Source organism: Stenotrophomonas maltophilia group sp. Smal32, from assembly GCF_030237085.1.
Taxonomy (GTDB): Bacteria; Pseudomonadota; Gammaproteobacteria; order Xanthomonadales; family Xanthomonadaceae; genus Stenotrophomonas; species Stenotrophomonas maltophilia_Q.
Genome location: NZ_JASJSI010000036.1, coordinates 23,061 through 41,302 on the forward strand (window position 1 = coordinate 23,061; position 18,242 = coordinate 41,302).

At 67.7% G+C, this 18,242-nt stretch carries 10 protein-coding genes and 1 pseudogene; 5 read left to right on the forward strand and 6 right to left on the reverse strand.

Features of this window, described 5'->3' with window-relative positions; all coding sequences use genetic code 11:
• Nucleotides 1–92: 92 nt before the first annotated feature.
• Nucleotides 93–1,391, reverse strand: coding sequence for a lipid IV(A) 3-deoxy-D-manno-octulosonic acid transferase (waaA, locus tag QRO91_RS10955; RefSeq protein WP_049429073.1), 1,299 nt, complete (start codon nucleotides 1,389–1,391; stop codon nucleotides 93–95).
• A gap of 60 nt (nucleotides 1,392–1,451) precedes the next feature.
• On the opposite strand from waaA, the gene QRO91_RS10960 reads away from it, so the two are divergent.
• A complete protein-coding gene (locus QRO91_RS10960) occupies nucleotides 1,452–2,369 on the forward strand; it encodes an LpxL/LpxP family Kdo(2)-lipid IV(A) lauroyl/palmitoleoyl acyltransferase (protein ID WP_049429074.1) in 918 nt (305 codons plus the stop codon).
• 45 nt (nucleotides 2,370–2,414) lie between these two features.
• On the opposite strand, the gene QRO91_RS10965 is transcribed toward QRO91_RS10960, so the two are convergent.
• From QRO91_RS10965 to QRO91_RS10975, 3 genes are read right to left on the reverse strand one after another with little or no spacing between them, the layout of a single operon-like run.
• Nucleotides 2,415–3,746, reverse strand: a complete 1,332-nt coding sequence (locus QRO91_RS10965) for an O-antigen ligase (protein WP_049429075.1) — start codon at nucleotides 3,744–3,746, stop codon at nucleotides 2,415–2,417.
• Nucleotides 3,727–4,842 (reverse strand): glycosyltransferase, encoded by a 1,116-nt coding sequence (locus QRO91_RS10970; RefSeq protein ID WP_049429076.1) that lies wholly within the window; start codon nucleotides 4,840–4,842, stop codon nucleotides 3,727–3,729. Before QRO91_RS10970 ends, QRO91_RS10965 begins: the two co-directional genes overlap by 20 nt.
• Before the next feature lie 15 nt (nucleotides 4,843–4,857).
• The gene (locus tag QRO91_RS10975; protein ID WP_005410967.1) at nucleotides 4,858–5,055 is read right to left on the reverse strand and encodes a zinc-finger domain-containing protein; all 198 of its coding nucleotides are present in this window, start codon (nucleotides 5,053–5,055) and stop codon (nucleotides 4,858–4,860) included.
• Between the two features lie 421 nt (nucleotides 5,056–5,476).
• Between QRO91_RS10975 and QRO91_RS10980 the strand changes: the two genes are divergently transcribed.
• The gene (locus tag QRO91_RS10980; RefSeq protein ID WP_049429077.1) at nucleotides 5,477–8,821 is read left to right on the forward strand and encodes a GH92 family glycosyl hydrolase; all 3,345 of its coding nucleotides are present in this window, start codon (nucleotides 5,477–5,479) and stop codon (nucleotides 8,819–8,821) included.
• The gene (locus tag QRO91_RS10985; protein WP_049429078.1) at nucleotides 8,818–9,561 is read left to right on the forward strand and encodes a basic secretory protein-like protein; all 744 of its coding nucleotides are present in this window, start codon (nucleotides 8,818–8,820) and stop codon (nucleotides 9,559–9,561) included. Before QRO91_RS10980 ends, QRO91_RS10985 begins: the two co-directional genes overlap by 4 nt.
• 536 nt (nucleotides 9,562–10,097) lie before the next feature.
• Here the strand turns inward: QRO91_RS10985 and QRO91_RS10990 are convergent.
• A complete protein-coding gene (locus tag QRO91_RS10990) occupies nucleotides 10,098–12,389 on the reverse strand; it encodes an NADP-dependent malic enzyme (protein WP_049429079.1) in 2,292 nt (763 codons plus the stop codon).
• A 230-nt stretch (nucleotides 12,390–12,619) separates the two neighbouring features.
• Nucleotides 12,620–13,963: a dicarboxylate/amino acid:cation symporter gene (locus QRO91_RS10995; protein WP_049429080.1), complete on the reverse strand. Its 1,344-nt coding sequence runs from the start codon at nucleotides 13,961–13,963 to the stop codon at nucleotides 12,620–12,622.
• A gap of 330 nt (nucleotides 13,964–14,293) precedes the next feature.
• Here QRO91_RS10995 and QRO91_RS11000 point away from each other — a divergent pair, with 330 nt between their 5' ends.
• Together QRO91_RS11000 and QRO91_RS11005 are read left to right on the forward strand one after the other, a co-directional pair.
• On the forward strand, nucleotides 14,294–15,463 hold the full coding sequence (locus tag QRO91_RS11000; RefSeq protein ID WP_049429081.1) for an OprO/OprP family phosphate-selective porin: 1,170 nt from the start codon (nucleotides 14,294–14,296) through the stop codon (nucleotides 15,461–15,463).
• Between the two features lie 66 nt (nucleotides 15,464–15,529).
• Nucleotides 15,530–18,171 (forward strand): annotated as a pseudogene (locus QRO91_RS11005) (PAS-domain containing protein).
• The last annotated feature ends 71 nt before the right edge of the window (nucleotides 18,172–18,242 follow it).

Sequence of the window (18,242 nt, forward strand, 5' to 3'; positions counted from 1 at the left end):
CTCCCGGTCCAGCTACGACAGGTTCCCGGTCGTCAAGCAGAATTGACGCGGTCTTTCACGACAGTCGCGTCGCACGCGCCGGCCCTTCGAACTCAGCGGCAAGGTGGCGGCAGGTGCGGTCCGACCAGCGCCAGCGTACGCTGCAGGGCGCCGCGTCCATTGCTGATCAGCGTGCAGCCTGCCCGCGCCATGTCCTCGCGCGCCTGCGGGTCTTCGAGCAGGTGCTGCAGCAGTTCACCGACCGCCTGCACGTCTTCGCCGATCAACAGCGCGCCAGCCTCGCGCATGCGCCGGGAAATTTCCGAGAAGTTGTGCAGGTGCGGGCCAGTCACCGCAGCGGTGCCCATCGCCGCCGGCTCCAGCAGGTTGTGGCCACCGATCGGCTGCAGGCTGCCACCGACAAACGCCACCTGAGCGCAGGCATAGAACGGCATCAGCTCGCCGAGGGTATCGATGACGAACACATCGGTTTCAACCTCCGGCCACTGCTTCGCGCGCCGGGTTGCCACGTTCCAACCCTGTTCCCGTGCCAGTGCCTCCACCTTCGGGAAGCGCTCGGGGTGCCGCGGCGCCCACAGCAACAACAGGTCGGGGTGCTGCTGGCGCAGGCGCCGGTGCAGATCGATCACCGCCTGTTCTTCACCATCATGGGTACTGGCGGCGATCCACACCGGCCGCCGCGCCGGCACGCGGGCGTGGAACTGCTCGACGAAGCCCTGCACGTCCGGCGTGGTGATGTCGAACTTCAGGTTGCCCAGCGCCTGTACCTGCTCGGGCGCAGCGCCCAGCTGCACGAAACGGTCGGCATCGTCCTGCGACTGCGCGGCCACGCAGGTGACCGTGCGCAGCGCACGGCGGATCAACGCCGCCAGCAGCCGGTAGCCCCGCAGCGAACGCGCCGACAGGCGCGCGTTGAGAATGTAGACCGGAATGCCACGGTCACGGCAACCGAACAGCATGTTCGGCCACAGCTCGGTTTCCAGGATCAGCGCCAGGCTGGGCTGGAAATGGCCGAGGAAGCGGTTGACGCTGCCGGGCACGTCGTACGGCAGGTAGACGTGGTCCAGTGCATCGCCCCACAGCGCACGCACGCGCTCGGAGCCGGTCGGGGTGATGGTGGTGATGACCCAGCGGATGTCCGGCCGCTCCTTGCGCAGCGCGTTCACCAGCGGCGCAGCGGCATTGACTTCGCCCACCGAGACCGCGTGCAGCCAGACCCGCGGTTGGCCGGTGGGCTGCGGATAGGAGGCATAGCGCTCGTCCCAGCGCCGGAAGTATTCACGGACCCGGAAGCCGCGCCAGACCAGGTGGTACACGGTGATCGGCAGCAGGATGTAGAGCACGACCGAGTACAGGCCGCGCAGGATCCATTCGACAGGGTCTTTACGCATGCGGCAAGGATACGGGAGCCCCCCGGGAAAGACACGCGGCCGCCTTGGTAGAATGGGCCAATGTCCGATGCCACCACCGCCGTCCGCCCGTCGCTGCGCGATCCCCGCAACTGGCCGATGTTCGCCGCCATGCTGGGCGCCTTCGCCATCGCCCGCCTGCCGTGGATGCTGCAGCGTGCGCTGGGCCGGGGCGTCGGCTGGATCACCTGGCGCCTGCTGGGCAGCCGTCGCCGCGCCGCCGAGGTCAACCTGCAGCTGTGCTTCCCCGAGAAGGACGAGGCCTGGCGCCAGCGCCTGGTGCGCGACAGCTTCGATGCCCTGGGCGTGGGCGTGTTCGAGTGCATCCGCGCCTGGTGGGGCAGCATCGACAGCATCCGCCCGCAGGTGCAGATCGAAGGACTGGAACATCTGCGGCAGATGCAGGCGGAAGGTCGTGGCGTGCTGCTGGTGTCCGGCCACTTCATGACCCTGGAAATGTGCGGGCGCCTGCTGTGCGACTACGTTGATCTTTCGGGCATGTACCGCAAGCACAAGAACCCGGTGTATGAGTGGGCGGTGAAGTTCGGCCGCCTGCGCTATGCCAAGGCAATGTTCGCCAATGAGGACATCCGCGCTACCGTGCGCCACCTGAAAAAGGGGGGCTTCCTCTGGTATGCGCCGGACCAGGACATGCGCGGCAAGGACACCGTGTTCGTACCGTTCTTCGGCCATACCGCCTCGACCATCACCGCTACCCACCAGCTGGCGCGGATGACCGGCTGCGCGGTGATCCCGTATTTCCATCGCCGCGAAGGCGGGAAGTACTTCCTGAAGATCGGCGCGCCGCTGGAGAATTTCCCCAGCGAGGACGTGGAAGCGGATACCACGCGGGTCAACCAGGCCATCGAAGAGATGGTGCGCGAGGCGCCCGACCAGTACCTGTGGATCCATCGCCGATTCAAGCGGCAACCGGGTGGCCGGAGCGATTTCTACAAGTAACGCGGAGTCGGCTTGGCTCTATCCACGCCATGCGTGGATGCGCAGTTACTTCAGCGCCGGTGATTCGTCTGCGTCGCGGGCCAGCAGGCTGCCGGCGAACAGCGCGGCCAGCAATACGGTCAGCCCCCCCCAGAAGGCCGAGTAGAACGCCAGATGGGTGTTCAGCGGGAACACGGTCACCGCCAGCGCCAGCATCGCCGGACGCGCGCGTTCGCGGGCAATCGCCGGCGCGTAGCGCCATGCACGCCAGGCCTGGGCCACGGCCGCCAGCCACAGCAACAGGCCAATCACTCCGGTCTCTGCGAGGATTTCCAGCACGATCTGGTGGGCGTGCAGCGCCGGCGCATTGCCCCACACCGCCGGCCCCTCCTCCGCCACGCAGGCGGGATAGGCATCGCGGAAACCACGTGCACCCACGCCATTCATCGGGTGCGCTTCAATCATGCAGGCGGCAGCTTCCCAGATCCGCGCGCGCCCTGACAGGGCCTCGTCGACACCACGCTCGCCCCCATCCAGCGCCATGGCCGTACGCGCGAAGCGCTCGCGCAGCTGCGGCACGCTGGCGGTCAGCGCGCCCGCGCCGAGCACCGCCACCAGCGCCAGCGCGGCCAGCCGTTTCCAGCCGAACTGGCGCACACCGCTGTAGGCCAGCACCAGCGCGAAGGTGATCCACGAGGCGCGCGAACCAGCCAGCAGCAGCACGCTGCCCAGCGCTGCCGCAGCCAGCAGCCAGCCCGCATTGCCAAAGCGCCGCGCGACAGGCAGCAGCAGGAACGGCGACAGGCTGGCCAGCACCTGGCCGAACTTCAGGTTGCACGGTCCCAGTGCGCCGCTGAGGCGGTCGGCCAGCGCGGCCTCATCGGCCGGGCACAATGCGTGGCCACTGACCGCCAGCTTCAGGTGTTCCAGTGACCAGAACCATGGGCTGGTACCGGCCACGGCCTGCACCAGCGCATCCAGCGTCCATGCGCCGGTGATCAGCGCCAGACCTGCGAAGGTCAGCCGCCGCCGCTCTGGCGTGGCCACCGCGATCGCCACCAGCCACATGAAGGGCAGATAGCGCAGGCCCGCTGCAGCTTTGGTCCACGAGGCCGCCGGGTCGATCGCATCGAAGGCGGAAAATGCCTGCGGCAGCCAATAGCCGAGGAACAGGATCGAAGTCAGTGCCCAGGCCGCCGTGCTCAACAGATGCGGGCGGCGCTGCAGGCGGCGCATCACCATGCGCGCCGCCGCGTACAGCGCGCCCAGGCCCAGCACGGTTTCGGCGATGCCCGGCAACGGCCACATCGCCACGTACGCCAGCACCCACCAGGGCGCCCAGCGCCCGGCGCGGTCGTCGCGCACGATGACGGCAGGGTCAGCCGGCGAGGTCGGCATAGAGGCGGAGGGTATCGCGCTGCATGGCCTGCAGGGTAAACGGGATGCGGGTCGGCAAGGACGGAGGCTGGGCCAGCAGGGCCAGCGCACGTTCACCCAATGCGCGCGCATCGCCGAGCGGCACGGCACCTGCGGGTTGCAGCTGCCGAAGCAGTTCACCGACGCCACCATGGTCCCAGCCCAGCACCGGTCGGCCCACCGACAGCGCTTCGACCACGGTGCGGCCGAACGCTTCGGGTTTGTCCGACAGCTGCAGCACCAGGTCGCTGGCCGCGTAAGCCTGGGCGATGCGCGCGGTCGGTGTGCTGATGTGCACGGCCTCGGCCACGCCGAGCGCGGCCGCCTGCCGGCGCAGATCGGCCACGTAGGCTTCACGGCCGGGTTCATCGGTGCCCAGTATCCACACCTGTGCCGGCACACCGGCGGCGCGCACATCGGCCAGCAACTGCAGCGCATGTGCGTGGCCCTTCAGACGGGTACCCCGCCCCGGCAACAGCAGCAACGGGCCGTCCACCTGCGCCAGCCACGGGTAATCGGTTGCCAGCGCCAGCCGCGGCCGGTGGTCGGCGCGCGCCACCCGCGGGAACTGGGCGACGTCGACACCACGCGGAATCACCTGCAGCTTCTCTTCCGGCACGGTCGGGTAGTGCCGCTGCACGTAATCGCGGACGGTGTTGGACACGCAGATCACGCGCTCCCCACTGGTCATCACGGCGCTGTAGCGGCTGGGCGAATTCAGCCCGTGCACGGTGGTCACCCAGTGCGGGCGCTGCGCGGCGGGCATGGCGCGGATCGCGTACAGGCCCAGCCAGGCCGGCAGGCGCGAGCGGGCATGCACGATGTCCGCGCCAACCTCGGCGAACAAGCGGCGCAGGGTCGGCAGGTGGCGCAGGGTCAGCAGCGACTTGCGACCGATGTCGAGGGTAAGGTGCTCGGCACCGCTATCGAGCAGCGGCTGCACCAGGCGGCCACCGGCGGAAACCACCAGCGCGCGATGGCCGGCAGCGACCAGCGCCGCAGCAATTTCCAGGGTCGAGCGCTCGACACCGCCGGAGTGCAGCGCCGGCAGCAACTGCACCACGGTCAATCGGCGCATCGAGGGGGCAGCCGCTTAGTCGGCCAGCACGAACACGGAACCGCAGTACGGGCACTGCGCTTCGCCATTGGGCTCGTCTTCGATCGGCAGGTACACGCGCGGATGCGAGTTCCACAGCGCCATTTCCGGGGTCGGGCAGCTCAGCGGAAGATCGCTGCGGTGCACGGTGTAGCGCTTCTCGGCGTTGGCGGGCGCGGTGGCGGTATGGCTCATGGCGGATGTCGATGAACGGGTTGCGAGGCCTGTGATTCTAGCATCCGGGCCGCCCCGACATTGCGCCACAACAGGTCTTTGGGCGCCGAGGGCCGATTCCGCGTGGCGTTGCATGGCACCTGGGACGGTCTGTCTGCACGGATTCCCCGGTCGCCCGTGCGGGTTTGTGCCGGGATCCTGCCGATCCGCGATATTTTCCGCATTTGGATCGAACTAAATGGCACTTGTCAGGTCGCTGCCGCTGTTGCAGGATCGGGCCCGGGTCGTGAATCGACCCGTCCAATCGACCCGATCGCATGGCCCGCCCCCACCGGACCGGCATCGCCTCTCCCACTGCCATCCCGGCGGGCGGAGCGATGCTGCCCGTGGTGTCCGCCGATGCGGGTTCTGCCCGCCCCCTGCCCTTCCGGGAGACTCCTGCATGACCCTGTCCGATCCACGCCGCGCCCTGCTTCCGCTTGCCCTGGCCCTGGCCTGTGCGACCACTGCGATGCCGGTGCTGGCACAGGGACTGCAGACCTCGTTCGAACCCGGCGAACCTGCACCGGTGCAGGCCGCTGGCGCCCTGCAGGCAACGATCGGCAACGGCCCTGCCGCGCCTTACACCGCCAAGCGCAACGCCGGCTACAGCGGGCTGCATGCCCTTCGCTACAGCAGCGCAGGAGGCAAAGCGCGGCGCGAACTGTTCAAGACCGACCTGCCGATCGAGGCCGATACGACCCTGTCGTGGCTGGTGCTGCCGGAAATCGTTGGCCGGGACACCGTGGCCTCGACCTATGTGTCGCTGGACCTGCGGCTGGACGATGGCAGCCTCGTGTCGGCCGGCCCGGCACGCGACCAGCACGGCGTAGCCCTTGGCGCACGCGCGCAGGGCGAGTCGAAGACGCTGTACCCGCAACAGTGGGCACGCAAGGCGGTGCGACTGGGCGACGTGCCCGCGCTGAAGGGGCGCCGCGTGATAGCGATCGAGCTGGAGGTGGCCAGCAGCGATGGCGCCCCGGTGTCCGGCTGGATCGACGACGTGCGCTTGGATGCCCAGCCGCGGCAACAGCCGCAGCGCGTCTCCGACTGGGTGCTGACCACGCGTGGCACCCAGGCCAACGGCACCTTCTCGCGCGGCAACAATTTCCCGGCCACGGCGGTGCCGCACGGCTTCAATTTCTGGACTCCGGTGACCGATGCAAGCGCGTTGAACTGGCTGTACCGCTGGAACGAGCAGAACGACGCACAGAACCGCCCGCAGCTGCAGGCGCTCGCGTTGAGCCACCAGCCCAGCCCGTGGATGGGCGACCGCCAGACCTTCCAGGTGATGCCTTCGGCCAACCGTGGCGTGCCGGAGGCTGATCGCCGCAAACGTGCCTTGTCGTTCGACCGCGGCCACGAAAGCGCCCGCCCCTACCGCTACGACGTGCGCTTCGACAACGGCGTCGCGGCATCGATCGCGCCGACCGACCATGCCGCGCTGTTCCGCTTTGATTTCCCCGAGGGCGGCGATGCCAACCTGCTGTTCGACAACGTCGATGCACGTGGCGGCCTGACCCTGGACGCCGCCACGCAGACGCTGTCCGGCTACACCGACACGCGCAGCGGCCTGTCCAACGGTGCCAGCCGCATGTACGTGGTCGCCAGCTTCGACAAACCCTGGCGCAGCAGCGGTCGCCTCGACACCGGCCGCCCGACCGGCTACATCAAGTTCGATGCCGGCAGCGAGCGACGGGTGACCATGCGCATCGCCACTTCGCTGATCTCGGTGGAGCAGGCACGGCACAACCTGGCGCTGGAAATCGCCGCTGCCGACACGCTGGAGAGCGTGGCCGGCCGCGCACAGGATGCGTGGGATGCGCGCCTGGCCCGCTTCGATATCGGCGCGGCCAGCGACGACCAGAAGACCACGCTGTACTCCAGCCTGTACCGGCTGTACCTGTACCCCAACTCCGGCCACGAGAACGTGGGCAGCGCGGCCGCACCCGACTGGCGCTATGCCAACCAGGCCAGCGCCAGCGATGACAACACCGATGGCAGCGCGACCCGCAGCTTTACCGCCGTGCGCGACGGCAAGGTGTTCGTCAACAATGGCTTCTGGGACACCTTCCGCACCACCTGGCCGGCCTATGCGCTGTTCACGCCCGACGATGCCGGGCAGATGGTGCAGGGCTTCATCGAGCAATACCGTGCTGGCGGCTGGATCGCACGCTGGTCGTCGCCAGGCTACGCAGACCTGATGGTCGGCACCAGTTCCGATGTGGCGTTTGCCGATGCGTGGCTGAAAGGCATCGGCGGCTTTGATCCGGCCGAGGCCTACGCCGCCGCAGTGAAGAACGCGACCGTGGTACCGCCGGACCGCCATGTCGGCCGCAAGGGCATGGACCGCTCGACCTTCCGCGGCTACGCCAGTGCCGACGTGCATGAGGGCATGTCGTGGACGATGGAAGGCGCGCTCAACGATTTCGGCATCGCCAACATGGCCGACGCCCTGGCCAAGCGCGCGACCTCGCCCGCCGCACGCGAGCGCTACAGCACCGAGGCCGACTACTTCCGCCACCGCGCCGCCAGCTACTCGACGATGTTCGATCCGGCGGCCGGCTTCTTCCAGGGCCGCACTGCGGATGGCCGCTGGCGCGTGGACGCCAAGCATTACGACCCGCGCGTGTGGGGCCACGACTACACCGAATCCAACGGCTGGACCTTCGCCTTCACCGCCGCCCACGACGGTGAAGGCCTGGCCGCCCTGTACGGTGGCCGCGACAAGCTGGCCGCCAAGCTCGATACCTTCTTCGCTACGCCGGAAACCGCCGACGCCGCGTTCGCCGGCTCCTACGGCGGCACCATCCATGAAATGACCGAAGCGCGCGATGTGCGCATGGGCATGTACGCGCACAGCAACCAGCCGGCGCACCACATCCCGTGGATGTACCTGTACGCCGGGCAGCCGTGGAAGACCCAGCAGCACGTGCGCGAGATCCTGTCGCGGCTGTATGTGGGCAGTGAGATCGGCCAGGGCTATCCCGGTGACGAGGACAACGGCGAGACCTCGGCCTGGTACGTGCTGGCATCGCTGGGCCTGTACCCGCTGCGCATGGGCGCGCCGGAGTACGTGATCGGTTCACCGGCCTTCGAACATGCGCGCGTGGAACTGCAGGGCGGTGCCGTGCTGACCGTGAACGCAGCCAACAACTCGCGTGAGAACGTCTACGTGCAGTCGCTGAAGATCAACGGCAAGCCCTGGACCAGGACCTGGGTGCCGCACGAGCTGATCGCCAAGGGCGCGACCCTGGACTTCGTGATGGGCCCGCAACCGTCGCGCTGGGGCAGTGGTGTGGAAGACGTGCCACGCTCGCTGACCGCGCGAGGCCAGCGCCCGCAACTGCTGCACGATCTGCTCGGCAGTGGCGCGAAGGCGACGCTGGCCGATGGCCGCGCCCTGCCCGCGCTGGTCGACGACGATGCGGCCACCACCGTGGGCCTGGGGGGCGGCGCAACCATCGCGCTGACCGGCCTGGCCGATGGCACGGCAACGATGTACACGCTGACCAGTGGAGACGGCAGCATCCGTGGCGGTGAATGGACGTTGGAGGCGCGCAATGGCACCGGCAGCTGGACCGTGCTCGACCAGCGCAGTGGCGAAGACTTCGAATCTGCCCGCCAGACCCGTCCGTTCCGCATCGCAAAACCCGGTCGCTACAGCGAGTACCGCCTGCGCCTGGCGGCACCAGGGCGACTGCCACTGGCGGAGATCGAACTACTGGCGGCCAGCACCGTACAATGAGCCGCATGCGCTACCGTCTTCTGCCCCTGGCCCTTGTTGCCCTGTCCTTCTCCAGCTTCGGCCAGACCCACGCGTTCGATACGCAGCTGACCCGCGATGGCGTGACGCTGAACTACCAGGACGCCCGTGGCGCCCTGGCGGCGCCGCAGCGCAAGCGGGTGATCGATACGTTCTTCTTCGCCTATCTGCGCGAACGGGCTGATTTCCACCCGGCCGCGCCGTCGATGTTGCGCATCGTGATCGATCCGGCCTACACCGGCATCGCCTTCGTCGGCGACAAGGACCAGGCCGCAACCATCACCATCAATCCCGGCTGGTTGGCGCAGCACCCGAACGATATCGATCTGGTCACCCACGAGGCGATGCACATCGTGCAGGGCTATCCCGGCTACGGCGATGCACGGGTACCGGGCTGGCTGGTGGAAGGCATCGCCGACTACGCGCGCGACCGCTACGGCATGGACAATGCCGCCGCGGGCTGGGCACTGCCCGGCAAGGTCGAGAAGGGTCAGAACTTCGACAGTGGCTACCGGGTGACCGGTGCGTTCCTGAAATGGGCCGAGGCCGAACATCCCGGCCTGGTGCCGGCGCTGGACAAAGCCTTGCGTGATGGCCGCTATACACCTGCGCTGTGGCAGAAGCACACCGGCAAGGCATTGCCGGCACTGTGGACGCAGTATGCCAAGCCGCGTTCGGATGCACCGCCGCCGGTCCCTGCACGCCGCGGCAAGCGGCACTGAGCGGGTTGCCGACTGGGTATCGAGGCGACTGGGTAGAGTCGACTGCCTTTCGTACAACCACCGAAAACCCCGCGCTTCGCGCGATAGTCGACCAACGGTCGACTCTACCTCCCTGCCTTCTGCGTCTCAGCGCGACTGCACGAAACCGGCGTACAGCGCGAACAGTTGCTGGAAGTAACGCCGCGTCACTCGATTACGCATGACACCCTCGCCGATGGAAAGTTGGTCGGGCCCAGGGTGGGAAGGCCGGTCCGGTCCCTTCCCACGGCCGGGCCGCGTGGGCGTATTGGGCCGCAACGGCGTTGCAGGGAAATGACCAAGTCGCGTCGCGCGTATGGCAGCGATGGAACCGGCATCGGGACCGGCATCGGGACCGGTAGAGTCGACTGTTAGTCGACTATCGCGCGATCGCGCGGGGTTTTCGGTGGTTGTACGAAAGGCAGTCGACTAACAGTCGACTCTACCCGTTTCCACTGCGCGGAAACAGAAACGCGCCCCGTGGGGCGCGCTTCTGCAGCTGTCGCTGGAAAGAAGGCTTACGCCTTCTTTTCCGCTTCCAGCTGCTTCCTGATCTGCGCATCAACCGCGGCAATCGCGGTCATGTTCAGGATCCTGCGCGAGGTCGCGCTGGTGGTCAGGATGTGCACCGGCTTGTTCACGCCCATCAGGATCGGGCCGATCGCCACGCCGTCAGTGAACACGCGCACCAGGTTGTAGGCGATGTTGGCCGCTTCCAGGTTCGGCAGCACGAACAGGTTGGCACGGCCCTGCAGGGTCGAGCCCGGCAGCAGCTTCTGGCGCAGCGCTTCGTCCCATGCGGTGTCGCCCTGCATCTCGCCGTCCACATTCAGTCGCGGGTTGCGCTTGAGCAGCAGCTCGCGCACCTGGCGCATCTTCAGCGCGTCCTTCGAGTCGTGGCTGCCGAAGTTGGAGTGCGACAGCAGCGCCACCTTCGGCTCAATGCCGAACAGCTTCATTCGGTAGGCCGCCTGCAGGGTCGCTTCGCACAGCTGCTCGGCGGTCGGGTCTTCCTGCACGTGGGTATCGACGAAGAAGAACACACCCTGCTGGTTGATCACGCCGGTCATGGCCGAGGTCGAGGTGACCTTCGGCTCCAGCGGCAGCACGCTGCGCACGTAGCCCAGCTTCTTGTGGAAGCGGCCGACGATGCCGGTCAGCATCGCATCGGCTTCGCCACGGGCCACCATCACCGCCGCGATCAGCGTCGGGCGCGAACGCATCAGGTTCTTCGCCGCGGCCACGGTCACGCCGCGGCGGCCGGTCAGGCCGTGGTAGTACTGCCAGTATTCGTTGAAGCGCGGGTCGTCGTTGATGTTGGTGACTTCAACGTTCTCGCCGATCTTCAGGCGCAGGCCGAGGCGCTCGATGCGCGATTCGATCACTTCCGGGCGGCCGATCAGGATCGGATGCGCCAGGCCGTCATCGACCACGTTCTGCACCGCCTGCAGCACCACTTCCTCTTCGCCTTCGGCGTACACCACGCGCTGCTTGTCGCTGCGCGCGCGGTCGTAGACCGGCTTCATCATCAGGCTGGTGCGGTAGACGAACTGGGCCAGCTTGTCGCGGTAGGCGCCCATGTCGGCAATCGGGCGCGCGGCCACGCCCGAATCCATCGCGGCCTGGGCAACGGCGGCGGACAGCTCCACCAGCAGGCGGCGGTCGAACGGGCGCGGGATCAGGTATTCACGGCCGAAGCTCGGGGTCTCGCCGCCGTAGGCCGAGCCCATGTCGGTGGCGGCACGGCGTGCCAGCGCGGCGATGGCGCGCACGCAGGCGATCTTCATTTCCTCGTTGATCGCGGTCGCGCCCACGTCCAGCGCACCGCGGAACAGGTACGGGAAGCACAGCACGTTGTTGACCTGGTTCGGGTAGTCCGAACGGCCGGTACCGATGATCGCGTCCGGACGCGCGGCGCGCGCCACCTCCGGCATGATTTCCGGGGTCGGGTTGGCCAACGCGAAGATCACCGGATCCGGCGCCATGGTCTTGACCATGTCGGCAGTCAGGATGCCCGGTGCCGACAGGCCCAGGAAGATGTCCGCGCCATCAACGATCTCGGCCAGGGTGCGCTTGTCGGTGTCGCGCGCATAGCGCTGCTTTTCCGGATCCAGGTCGGTACGACCGGTGTGGATCACGCCCTCGCGGTCGAAGGCCAGGATGTTCTCCGGCTTCAGGCCCAGCTGCACCAGCATGTTCACGCAGGAAATACCGGCCGCGCCCATGCCCGTGGTCGCCAGCTTCACTTCCTCGATCTTCTTGCCGGTGATCGCCATGGCGTTGAGCACCGCTGCGCCGACGATGATCGCCGTGCCGTGCTGGTCGTCATGGAACACCGGGATCTTCATGCGCTCGCGCAACTTGCGCTCGACCACGAAGCATTCCGGGGCCTTGATGTCTTCCAGGTTGATGCCGCCGAACGTCGGCTCCAGCGAGGCGATGATGTCGACCAGCTTGTCCGGGTCGGTTTCATCCACTTCGATGTCGAACACATCGATGCCGGCGAACTTCTGGAACAGCACGCCCTTGCCTTCCATCACCGGCTTGCCGGCCAGTGCGCCGATGTTGCCCAGGCCCAGCACCGCGGTGCCGTTGGAGATCACCGCCACCAGGTTGCCGCGCGCGGTCAGTTCGCTGGCCTGCTGCGGGTCGGCCTTGATCGCTTCACAGGCGTACGCCACGCCCGGCGAATACGCCAGCGACAGGTCGCGCTGGGTCAGCATGGGCTTGGTAGCGGAAACCTTGATCTTGCCGGGCGGAGACATCCGGTGGTAATCGAGGGCGGCCTGTTTGAAATCTTCGTTGGACATCGATGTGGGTTACATGAATGGGCAGAAGGGACAGGGGATGATACCCCCGTTGGAGCGTCCGGACCTGTCGCTATCCTGTCGCAGGCATGCTGCGACCGCACAATTCCGTGCCGTATGCGACGGTACCGCGAGACCAGCTTCGGCGCCTCCCGTGACAGCCGTGGGACGCCCTGAAACGCCGCGGGGCCGTACCACTGTCGTGATCGGCCCCGCGGTACCACACACCTGGATCAGCCCTTGACCGGCAGCGCCTCGGGCAGCGCGTCCACCGGCGGCGGCAGCTCGCTCTCGCGGCCATCCAGCGCCAGCTGCAGGCGGTTGCGGTCCAGCGCGCCTTCCCAGCGCGAGACCACCACGGTGGCCACCGCATTGCCGATGAAGTTGGTCAGCGAGCGGCATTCGCTCATGAAGCGGTCCACGCCCAGGATCAGCGCCATGCCGGCCACCGGCACTTCCGGCACCACGGCCAGGGTGGCAGCCAGGGTGATGAAGCCGGCGCCGGTGACGCCGGCCGCGCCCTTGGAGCTGAGCATGGCAACCAGCAGCAGGGCGATCTGGTGGCCCAGGGTCAGTTCGGTATTGGTGGCCTGGGCAATGAACAGCGCGGCCAGGGTCATGTAGATGTTGGTGCCGTCCAGGTTGAACGAGTAGCCGGTCGGGACCACCAGGCCCACCACCGACTTGCTGCAGCCGGCGCGTTCCATCTTCTCCATCAGCGACGGCAGCGCCGACTCCGACGAGGAAGTGCCCAGCACCAGCAGCAGTTCGGCCTTCAGGTAGCGCGCCAGCTTGAACACCGAGAAGCCACACAGCCGGCAGACCAGGCCCAGGATCACCGCCACGAACAGGAAGGCGGTGAGGTAGAACGAGCCCACCAGCCACGCCAGGTTGACCAGCGAACCGACGCCGTACTTGCCGATGGTGAAGGCGATCGCGCCGAAGGCACCGATCGGGGCGGCCTTCATGAGGATGTGGACCAGCTTGAACACCGGGGCGACCAGCGCCTCCAGGAAGTTCAGGATCGGCTTGCCCTTCTCGCCCACCGATGCCAGCGCGATGCCGAACAGCACCGCGATGAAGAGCACCTGCAGGATGTTGCCGTCGACGAAGGCGCTCACCAGCGTCTTCGGAATGATGTCCATCAGGAAGCCGACCAGGGTCAGGTCGTGCGACTTCTCGACATAGCTGTGCACCGCGGTCTGGTCCAGCTCGGCCGGATTGATGTTCATGCCGGCGCCGGGCTGCACCACGTGCGCCACGATCATGCCGACGATCAGCGCCAGCGTGGAGAAGAACAGGAAGTACGCCATTGCCTTGGCAAACACGCGGCCCACCGTGCGCAGGTGGGTCATGCTGGCGATGCCGGTGACGATGGTCAGGAAGATCACCGGCGCGATGATCATCTTCACCAGGTTGATGAAGGCATCGCCCAGCGGCTTCATCTTCTCGCCGACCAGAGGTTCGTAGTGGCCGAGGATGGCGCCCAGGACGATCGCCACGATCACCTGGAAATACAGCTGGCGATAGATCGGCAACGGCTTTGCAGGCGCCGGGGCTGCGGTCGGGATGTGCATGGCGGACTCCGGAAGGGGCGTTTTCAGGCACGTACGGCCCCGGGACAGCGCGGGAACCGTTACCGTGGAAACTGCTCGCAGGCCCTGTGCTGCACGCGCAGGGGTGCGACCAATGGACGCCTTTGTACGCGCCGGGCACGCCGGCGCAGATAACCTATTGGTACTAGCCCCCCGGTTCAGGTGGCGGCGATGCCTACACTGGCGCCGCACCGCCGATCACGGGGAGGCCGGTGGCCCGGGCTGAACGGCCGGGCGTGTCCTTGCGAAAGTTTCGGCCCCTGCGGCCGTTGTTGTCCTGTCCACACGCAATCTGAGAGAGCCGCACCCAACATGCGCCCGATTCCCACCTTGCTGGCCCTGTCCCTGGCCGCCCTTCCCGCCTTCGCCTCGGCTGCCGATTTCGACAACTGGCCGACCAAGTACACCTTCGGCGACGGCACCGAACTGGCCGCCACCGCCAACATCGCCTACGACTACAACGACTTCTCCTCGGGCAGCGGCCTTGAGGACGACGACGCCGTGCGCCGCAAGGAGTTCGGTGCGACGCTGAAGAAGAAGGGCGTCTACGACGCGATGGTCTACTACGACTTCCAGGCCGACACCTGGCTGGACGTATTCGTGCGCTTCGAGAGCAAGGCCTTCTTCGGCCGCGACGTGGGTCGTTTCCGCTTCGGCTACATGAAGACCCCGGTCGGCCTGGATGCGAACACGTCCTCGCGCGCCGGCACGTTCCTGGAAACCGCGCTGCCCGTGCAGGCCTTCTACGCCGGCCGCCGCACCGGCGTGGAATGGGTGCTGGAGCGCCCCCAGTACCTGCTGCAGGCCGGCGCCTACGGTGGCAAGGACCTGCAGGGTGACAACCCCGGCACCACCCAGGCGGTGCGTGCGGTATGGACTCCGGTGAAGGCGCCGGGTGACGTGATCCACCTGGGCCTGGCCTACTCGCAGGAAAATCCGCGCGGGTACAGCGATGGCCGTGACGTGCACCACGAGGCCAGCGCGCGCCTGCGCGCACGCCCGGAAGCCGGCCTGACCGACATCCGCTACGTCGATTCCGGTGCCCTGGTCACCGCCGACCAGATCCGCCGCACCGGCCTGGAAGGCATCTGGATCCGCGGCCCCTTCTCGCTGCAGGCCGAAGCCCTGCGCGCCACGGTCACCCGCCATGACGGCAAGCCGGATTACACCGGCAGCGGCCAGTACGCGATGGCCAGCTGGGTGCTGACCGGCGAGTCGCGCCCGTACAACGCCGGTGCCGTGGCCAACATCAAGCCGGCGCACGACTACGGTGCGGTGGAGCTGGTGGCCCGCTACAGCCGCCTGGACCTGGACGACGGCAGCATCCTCGGTGGCCGCCAGCACGACCTGACCCTGGGCGCGAACTGGTACCTGACCAGCCACTTCAAATTCCAGGCCAATTACGTGAAGGTCGACGCCAGCCGTCGTGGTGTGCACAGCACGCCGGAGATCTTCGAACTGCGCGCGCAGATGCACTTCTGACCCCTTCCACGTCAGACCCCGGCGGGCGTGCATGCCACGCCCGCCGGCCCTGCGTAGACTGCCGCCATGTACTGGCTCAGCCGCCACCGGATGCTGTTGCTGACCATCGCGGTGATGGTCGGTGGCACCGTGCTGTCTGCAGTGGCCGCCGGCCACTACGCATGGCGGCGTGCCCTGGGCGACGAAAGCAGCCAGGTGCAACGCCAGCTGCAGCTGTATGGCCAGGGCCTGCAGCAGCGCATCGACCGCTTCGGCACGCTGCCGCAGGTGCTGGCGCTGGACCCGGACCTGTTGCACGCCCTGCGCGTGCCGCCCTCGCCCGCCGAACGGCAGCGGCTGAACCTCAAGCTGCAACGCGCCAATGAGGTCACCCGCGCCTCGACCCTGACCCTGGTCGGCCACGACGGCGTGGCGGTGGCGGCCAGCAACTGGGACCAGCCGACCACCAATGTCGGCGAGAACTACAGCTACCGCCCGTATTACCGGCAGGCGCTGGCCAAGGGCCGTGGCCGTTCTACGGCATCGGCATGACCACCGGCGTACCCGGCTATTACCTGTCGCAGGCCATCGAGGAAGGTGGCCAGCGGCTGGGCGTGGTGGTGATCAAGGTCGAGCTGTCGGCGCTGGAACAGGAATGGCTGAGCAGCCCGGACGTGGTGCTGGCCAGTGACGACCACGATGTGGTCTTCCTGGCCAACCGAGACAACTGGCGCTACCGCCTGCTGCGCCCGTTGGGCGCCGACGAGCGCCGCGAAATGCTCGATGCCCGCCAGTACGCCGACCGTGCGCTGCAGCCACTGCGTGCGCGTACCGAGGACGTGCTGGCCGACGGCGGCCGCATGGTGCGCCTGCTGGATCCCGCATTGCCGCAGCCGATGCTGTGGCAGAGCCTGGCGCTGCCTGTGGAAGACTGGAACCTGCATCTGCTGCACGATGCCAGTGCAGCCACTTCTGCCGGTCGCGCGGCCGCACTCACCGGCGGTGCTGCGTGGCTTGCACTGGGCTTCCTGGTGCTGTTCGTGCAGCAGCGCCGGCGTCTGGCCAAGCACCGCCTGCGCAGTCGCCGCGAGCTCGAAACCCTGCTCAAGCAGCATGCGCAGGAACTGCGCACCGCACAGGATGGCCTGCTGCAGGCTGCAACCGACGCTGACAGCGGCCTCAGCCGCAGCCTGGCGCACCTGCCGCAGGGCGTGGTGGTGATCGACCGCGAACTGCGGCTGGTGGCATGGAATGCACGCTATCTCGAACTGTTCCGGTTCCCGGCAGACCTGGTGCGCGTCGGCCGTCCAATCGAGGAACTGTTCCGTTTCAATGCACGCCGTGGCCTGCTCGGTCCGGGCCCGGTGGACGAGGCCATCGAGCGTCGCCTGAACCACCTGCGCAGCGGCCGCCCGCACATGCGCGAAAGCGAGAAGGACGACGGCACGGTGCTGGAGATCCGTGGCAACCCGCTGCCCGACGGCGGCTTCGTCACCAGCTACGCCGACATCACCAGCTACAAGAATGCCGCGCGCGAACTGCGTTCGCTGGCCGACGCGCTGGAGCACCGCATCGCCGAGCGCACCCGTGACCTGGACGAAGCACGCCGCGAAGCCGAACAGGCCAACCGCTACAAGACCCGCTTCGTCGCCTCGGCGGTGCACGACCTGCTGCAACCGCTCAACGCCGCGCGCATGTTCGTCTCGGTGCTGCGCGGCAAACTGAGCGACCCGGCACAGCAGCAGACCAGCGACCACATCGACGCTGCACTGGCCGCGCAGGACGCGATCCTCAACAGCCTGCTGGACATCGCGCGACTGGAATCGGGCAGCCTGCCCACGCGCGTGCAGGCGTTCCGGCTGGGCCCGCTGCTGCAGACGCTGGCGCGCGAGTTCGGCATCGCCGCACAGTCACGCGGGCTGGTGGTCGACTGGGTCGATACTGCTGCGGTGGTGGTCAGCGATGAAGCGCTGCTGCGGCGCATCCTGCAGAACTTCCTGTCCAACGCATTGCGCTACAGCGAACGCGGCCGCGTGCTGCTCGGCTGCCGCCGCCGCGACGGTCTGCTGTGGATCGAAGTGCACGACCAGGGCCCGGGCATTCCCGATGCGCTGCAGGGCGAGATCTTCGAGGAATTCCGCCGCCTGCACGACGGCCAGCAGCGCGGCGCCGGCCTTGGCCTGGCGATCGTCGACCGCATCGGCCGCCTGCTTGGCCATCCGATCCGGCTGCGCTCGCAGCTGGGCCAAGGCAGCGTGTTCGCGGTTGGCGTGCCTTTCGGCGACGCCAGCGCGATTCCAGCCACCGCGCCAGCCCCGGTACTGGCGCAGGAGCCGGCGGCGGACAATCCACTGCGCGGGCGCCGTGTGTGGGTGATCGATGACGATCCGCACGTCTGCGCGGCCAGCCGCGCCCTGCTGGAACGCTGGGGCTGCGAGGTGATGCTGGCCGATGGCCCGCAGGCCGCGTTGCTGCTGGCCAGTGTCGAAACGGTGCCGGATCTGGTGCTGCTGGATGTACGCATGGGCGATCACCATGGCCCGGTGCTGTACGAGACGCTGGCCGAGCTGTGGCAGGCGCGCCCACCGGTGGTGCTGGTGACCGCCGAGCGTGATGCGGGGCTGCGCGAGATGGCTGCGGAGCGCGGTTGGGGGATGATGGCCAAGCCGGTGAAGCCGCCGGCGCTGCGGGCGTTGATGAGTCAGTTGCTGATCCGGCATCGCGGGTAGTTTCCAGCCAACGGCACAGCCCCTCGTGGGTGGTGTCTGGGGGGTCTCGGAAAGCAGAAGCCGCGGGTGGG

Coding starts and splice junctions, on each gene's coding strand:
- waaA (WP_049429073.1), bottom strand. CDS start 1,391: ATGCGTAAAGACCCTGTCGAATGGATCCTGCGCGGCCTGTACTCGGTC.
- QRO91_RS10960 (WP_049429074.1), top strand. CDS start 1,452: ATGTCCGATGCCACCACCGCCGTCCGCCCGTCGCTGCGCGATCCCCGC.
- QRO91_RS10965 (WP_049429075.1), bottom strand. CDS start 3,746: ATGCCGACCTCGCCGGCTGACCCTGCCGTCATCGTGCGCGACGACCGC.
- QRO91_RS10970 (WP_049429076.1), bottom strand. CDS start 4,842: ATGCGCCGATTGACCGTGGTGCAGTTGCTGCCGGCGCTGCACTCCGGC.
- QRO91_RS10975 (WP_005410967.1), bottom strand. CDS start 5,055: ATGAGCCATACCGCCACCGCGCCCGCCAACGCCGAGAAGCGCTACACC.
- QRO91_RS10980 (WP_049429077.1), top strand. CDS start 5,477: ATGACCCTGTCCGATCCACGCCGCGCCCTGCTTCCGCTTGCCCTGGCC.
- QRO91_RS10985 (WP_049429078.1), top strand. CDS start 8,818: ATGAGCCGCATGCGCTACCGTCTTCTGCCCCTGGCCCTTGTTGCCCTG.
- QRO91_RS10990 (WP_049429079.1), bottom strand. CDS start 12,389: ATGTCCAACGAAGATTTCAAACAGGCCGCCCTCGATTACCACCGGATG.
- QRO91_RS10995 (WP_049429080.1), bottom strand. CDS start 13,963: ATGCACATCCCGACCGCAGCCCCGGCGCCTGCAAAGCCGTTGCCGATC.
- QRO91_RS11000 (WP_049429081.1), top strand. CDS start 14,294: ATGCGCCCGATTCCCACCTTGCTGGCCCTGTCCCTGGCCGCCCTTCCC.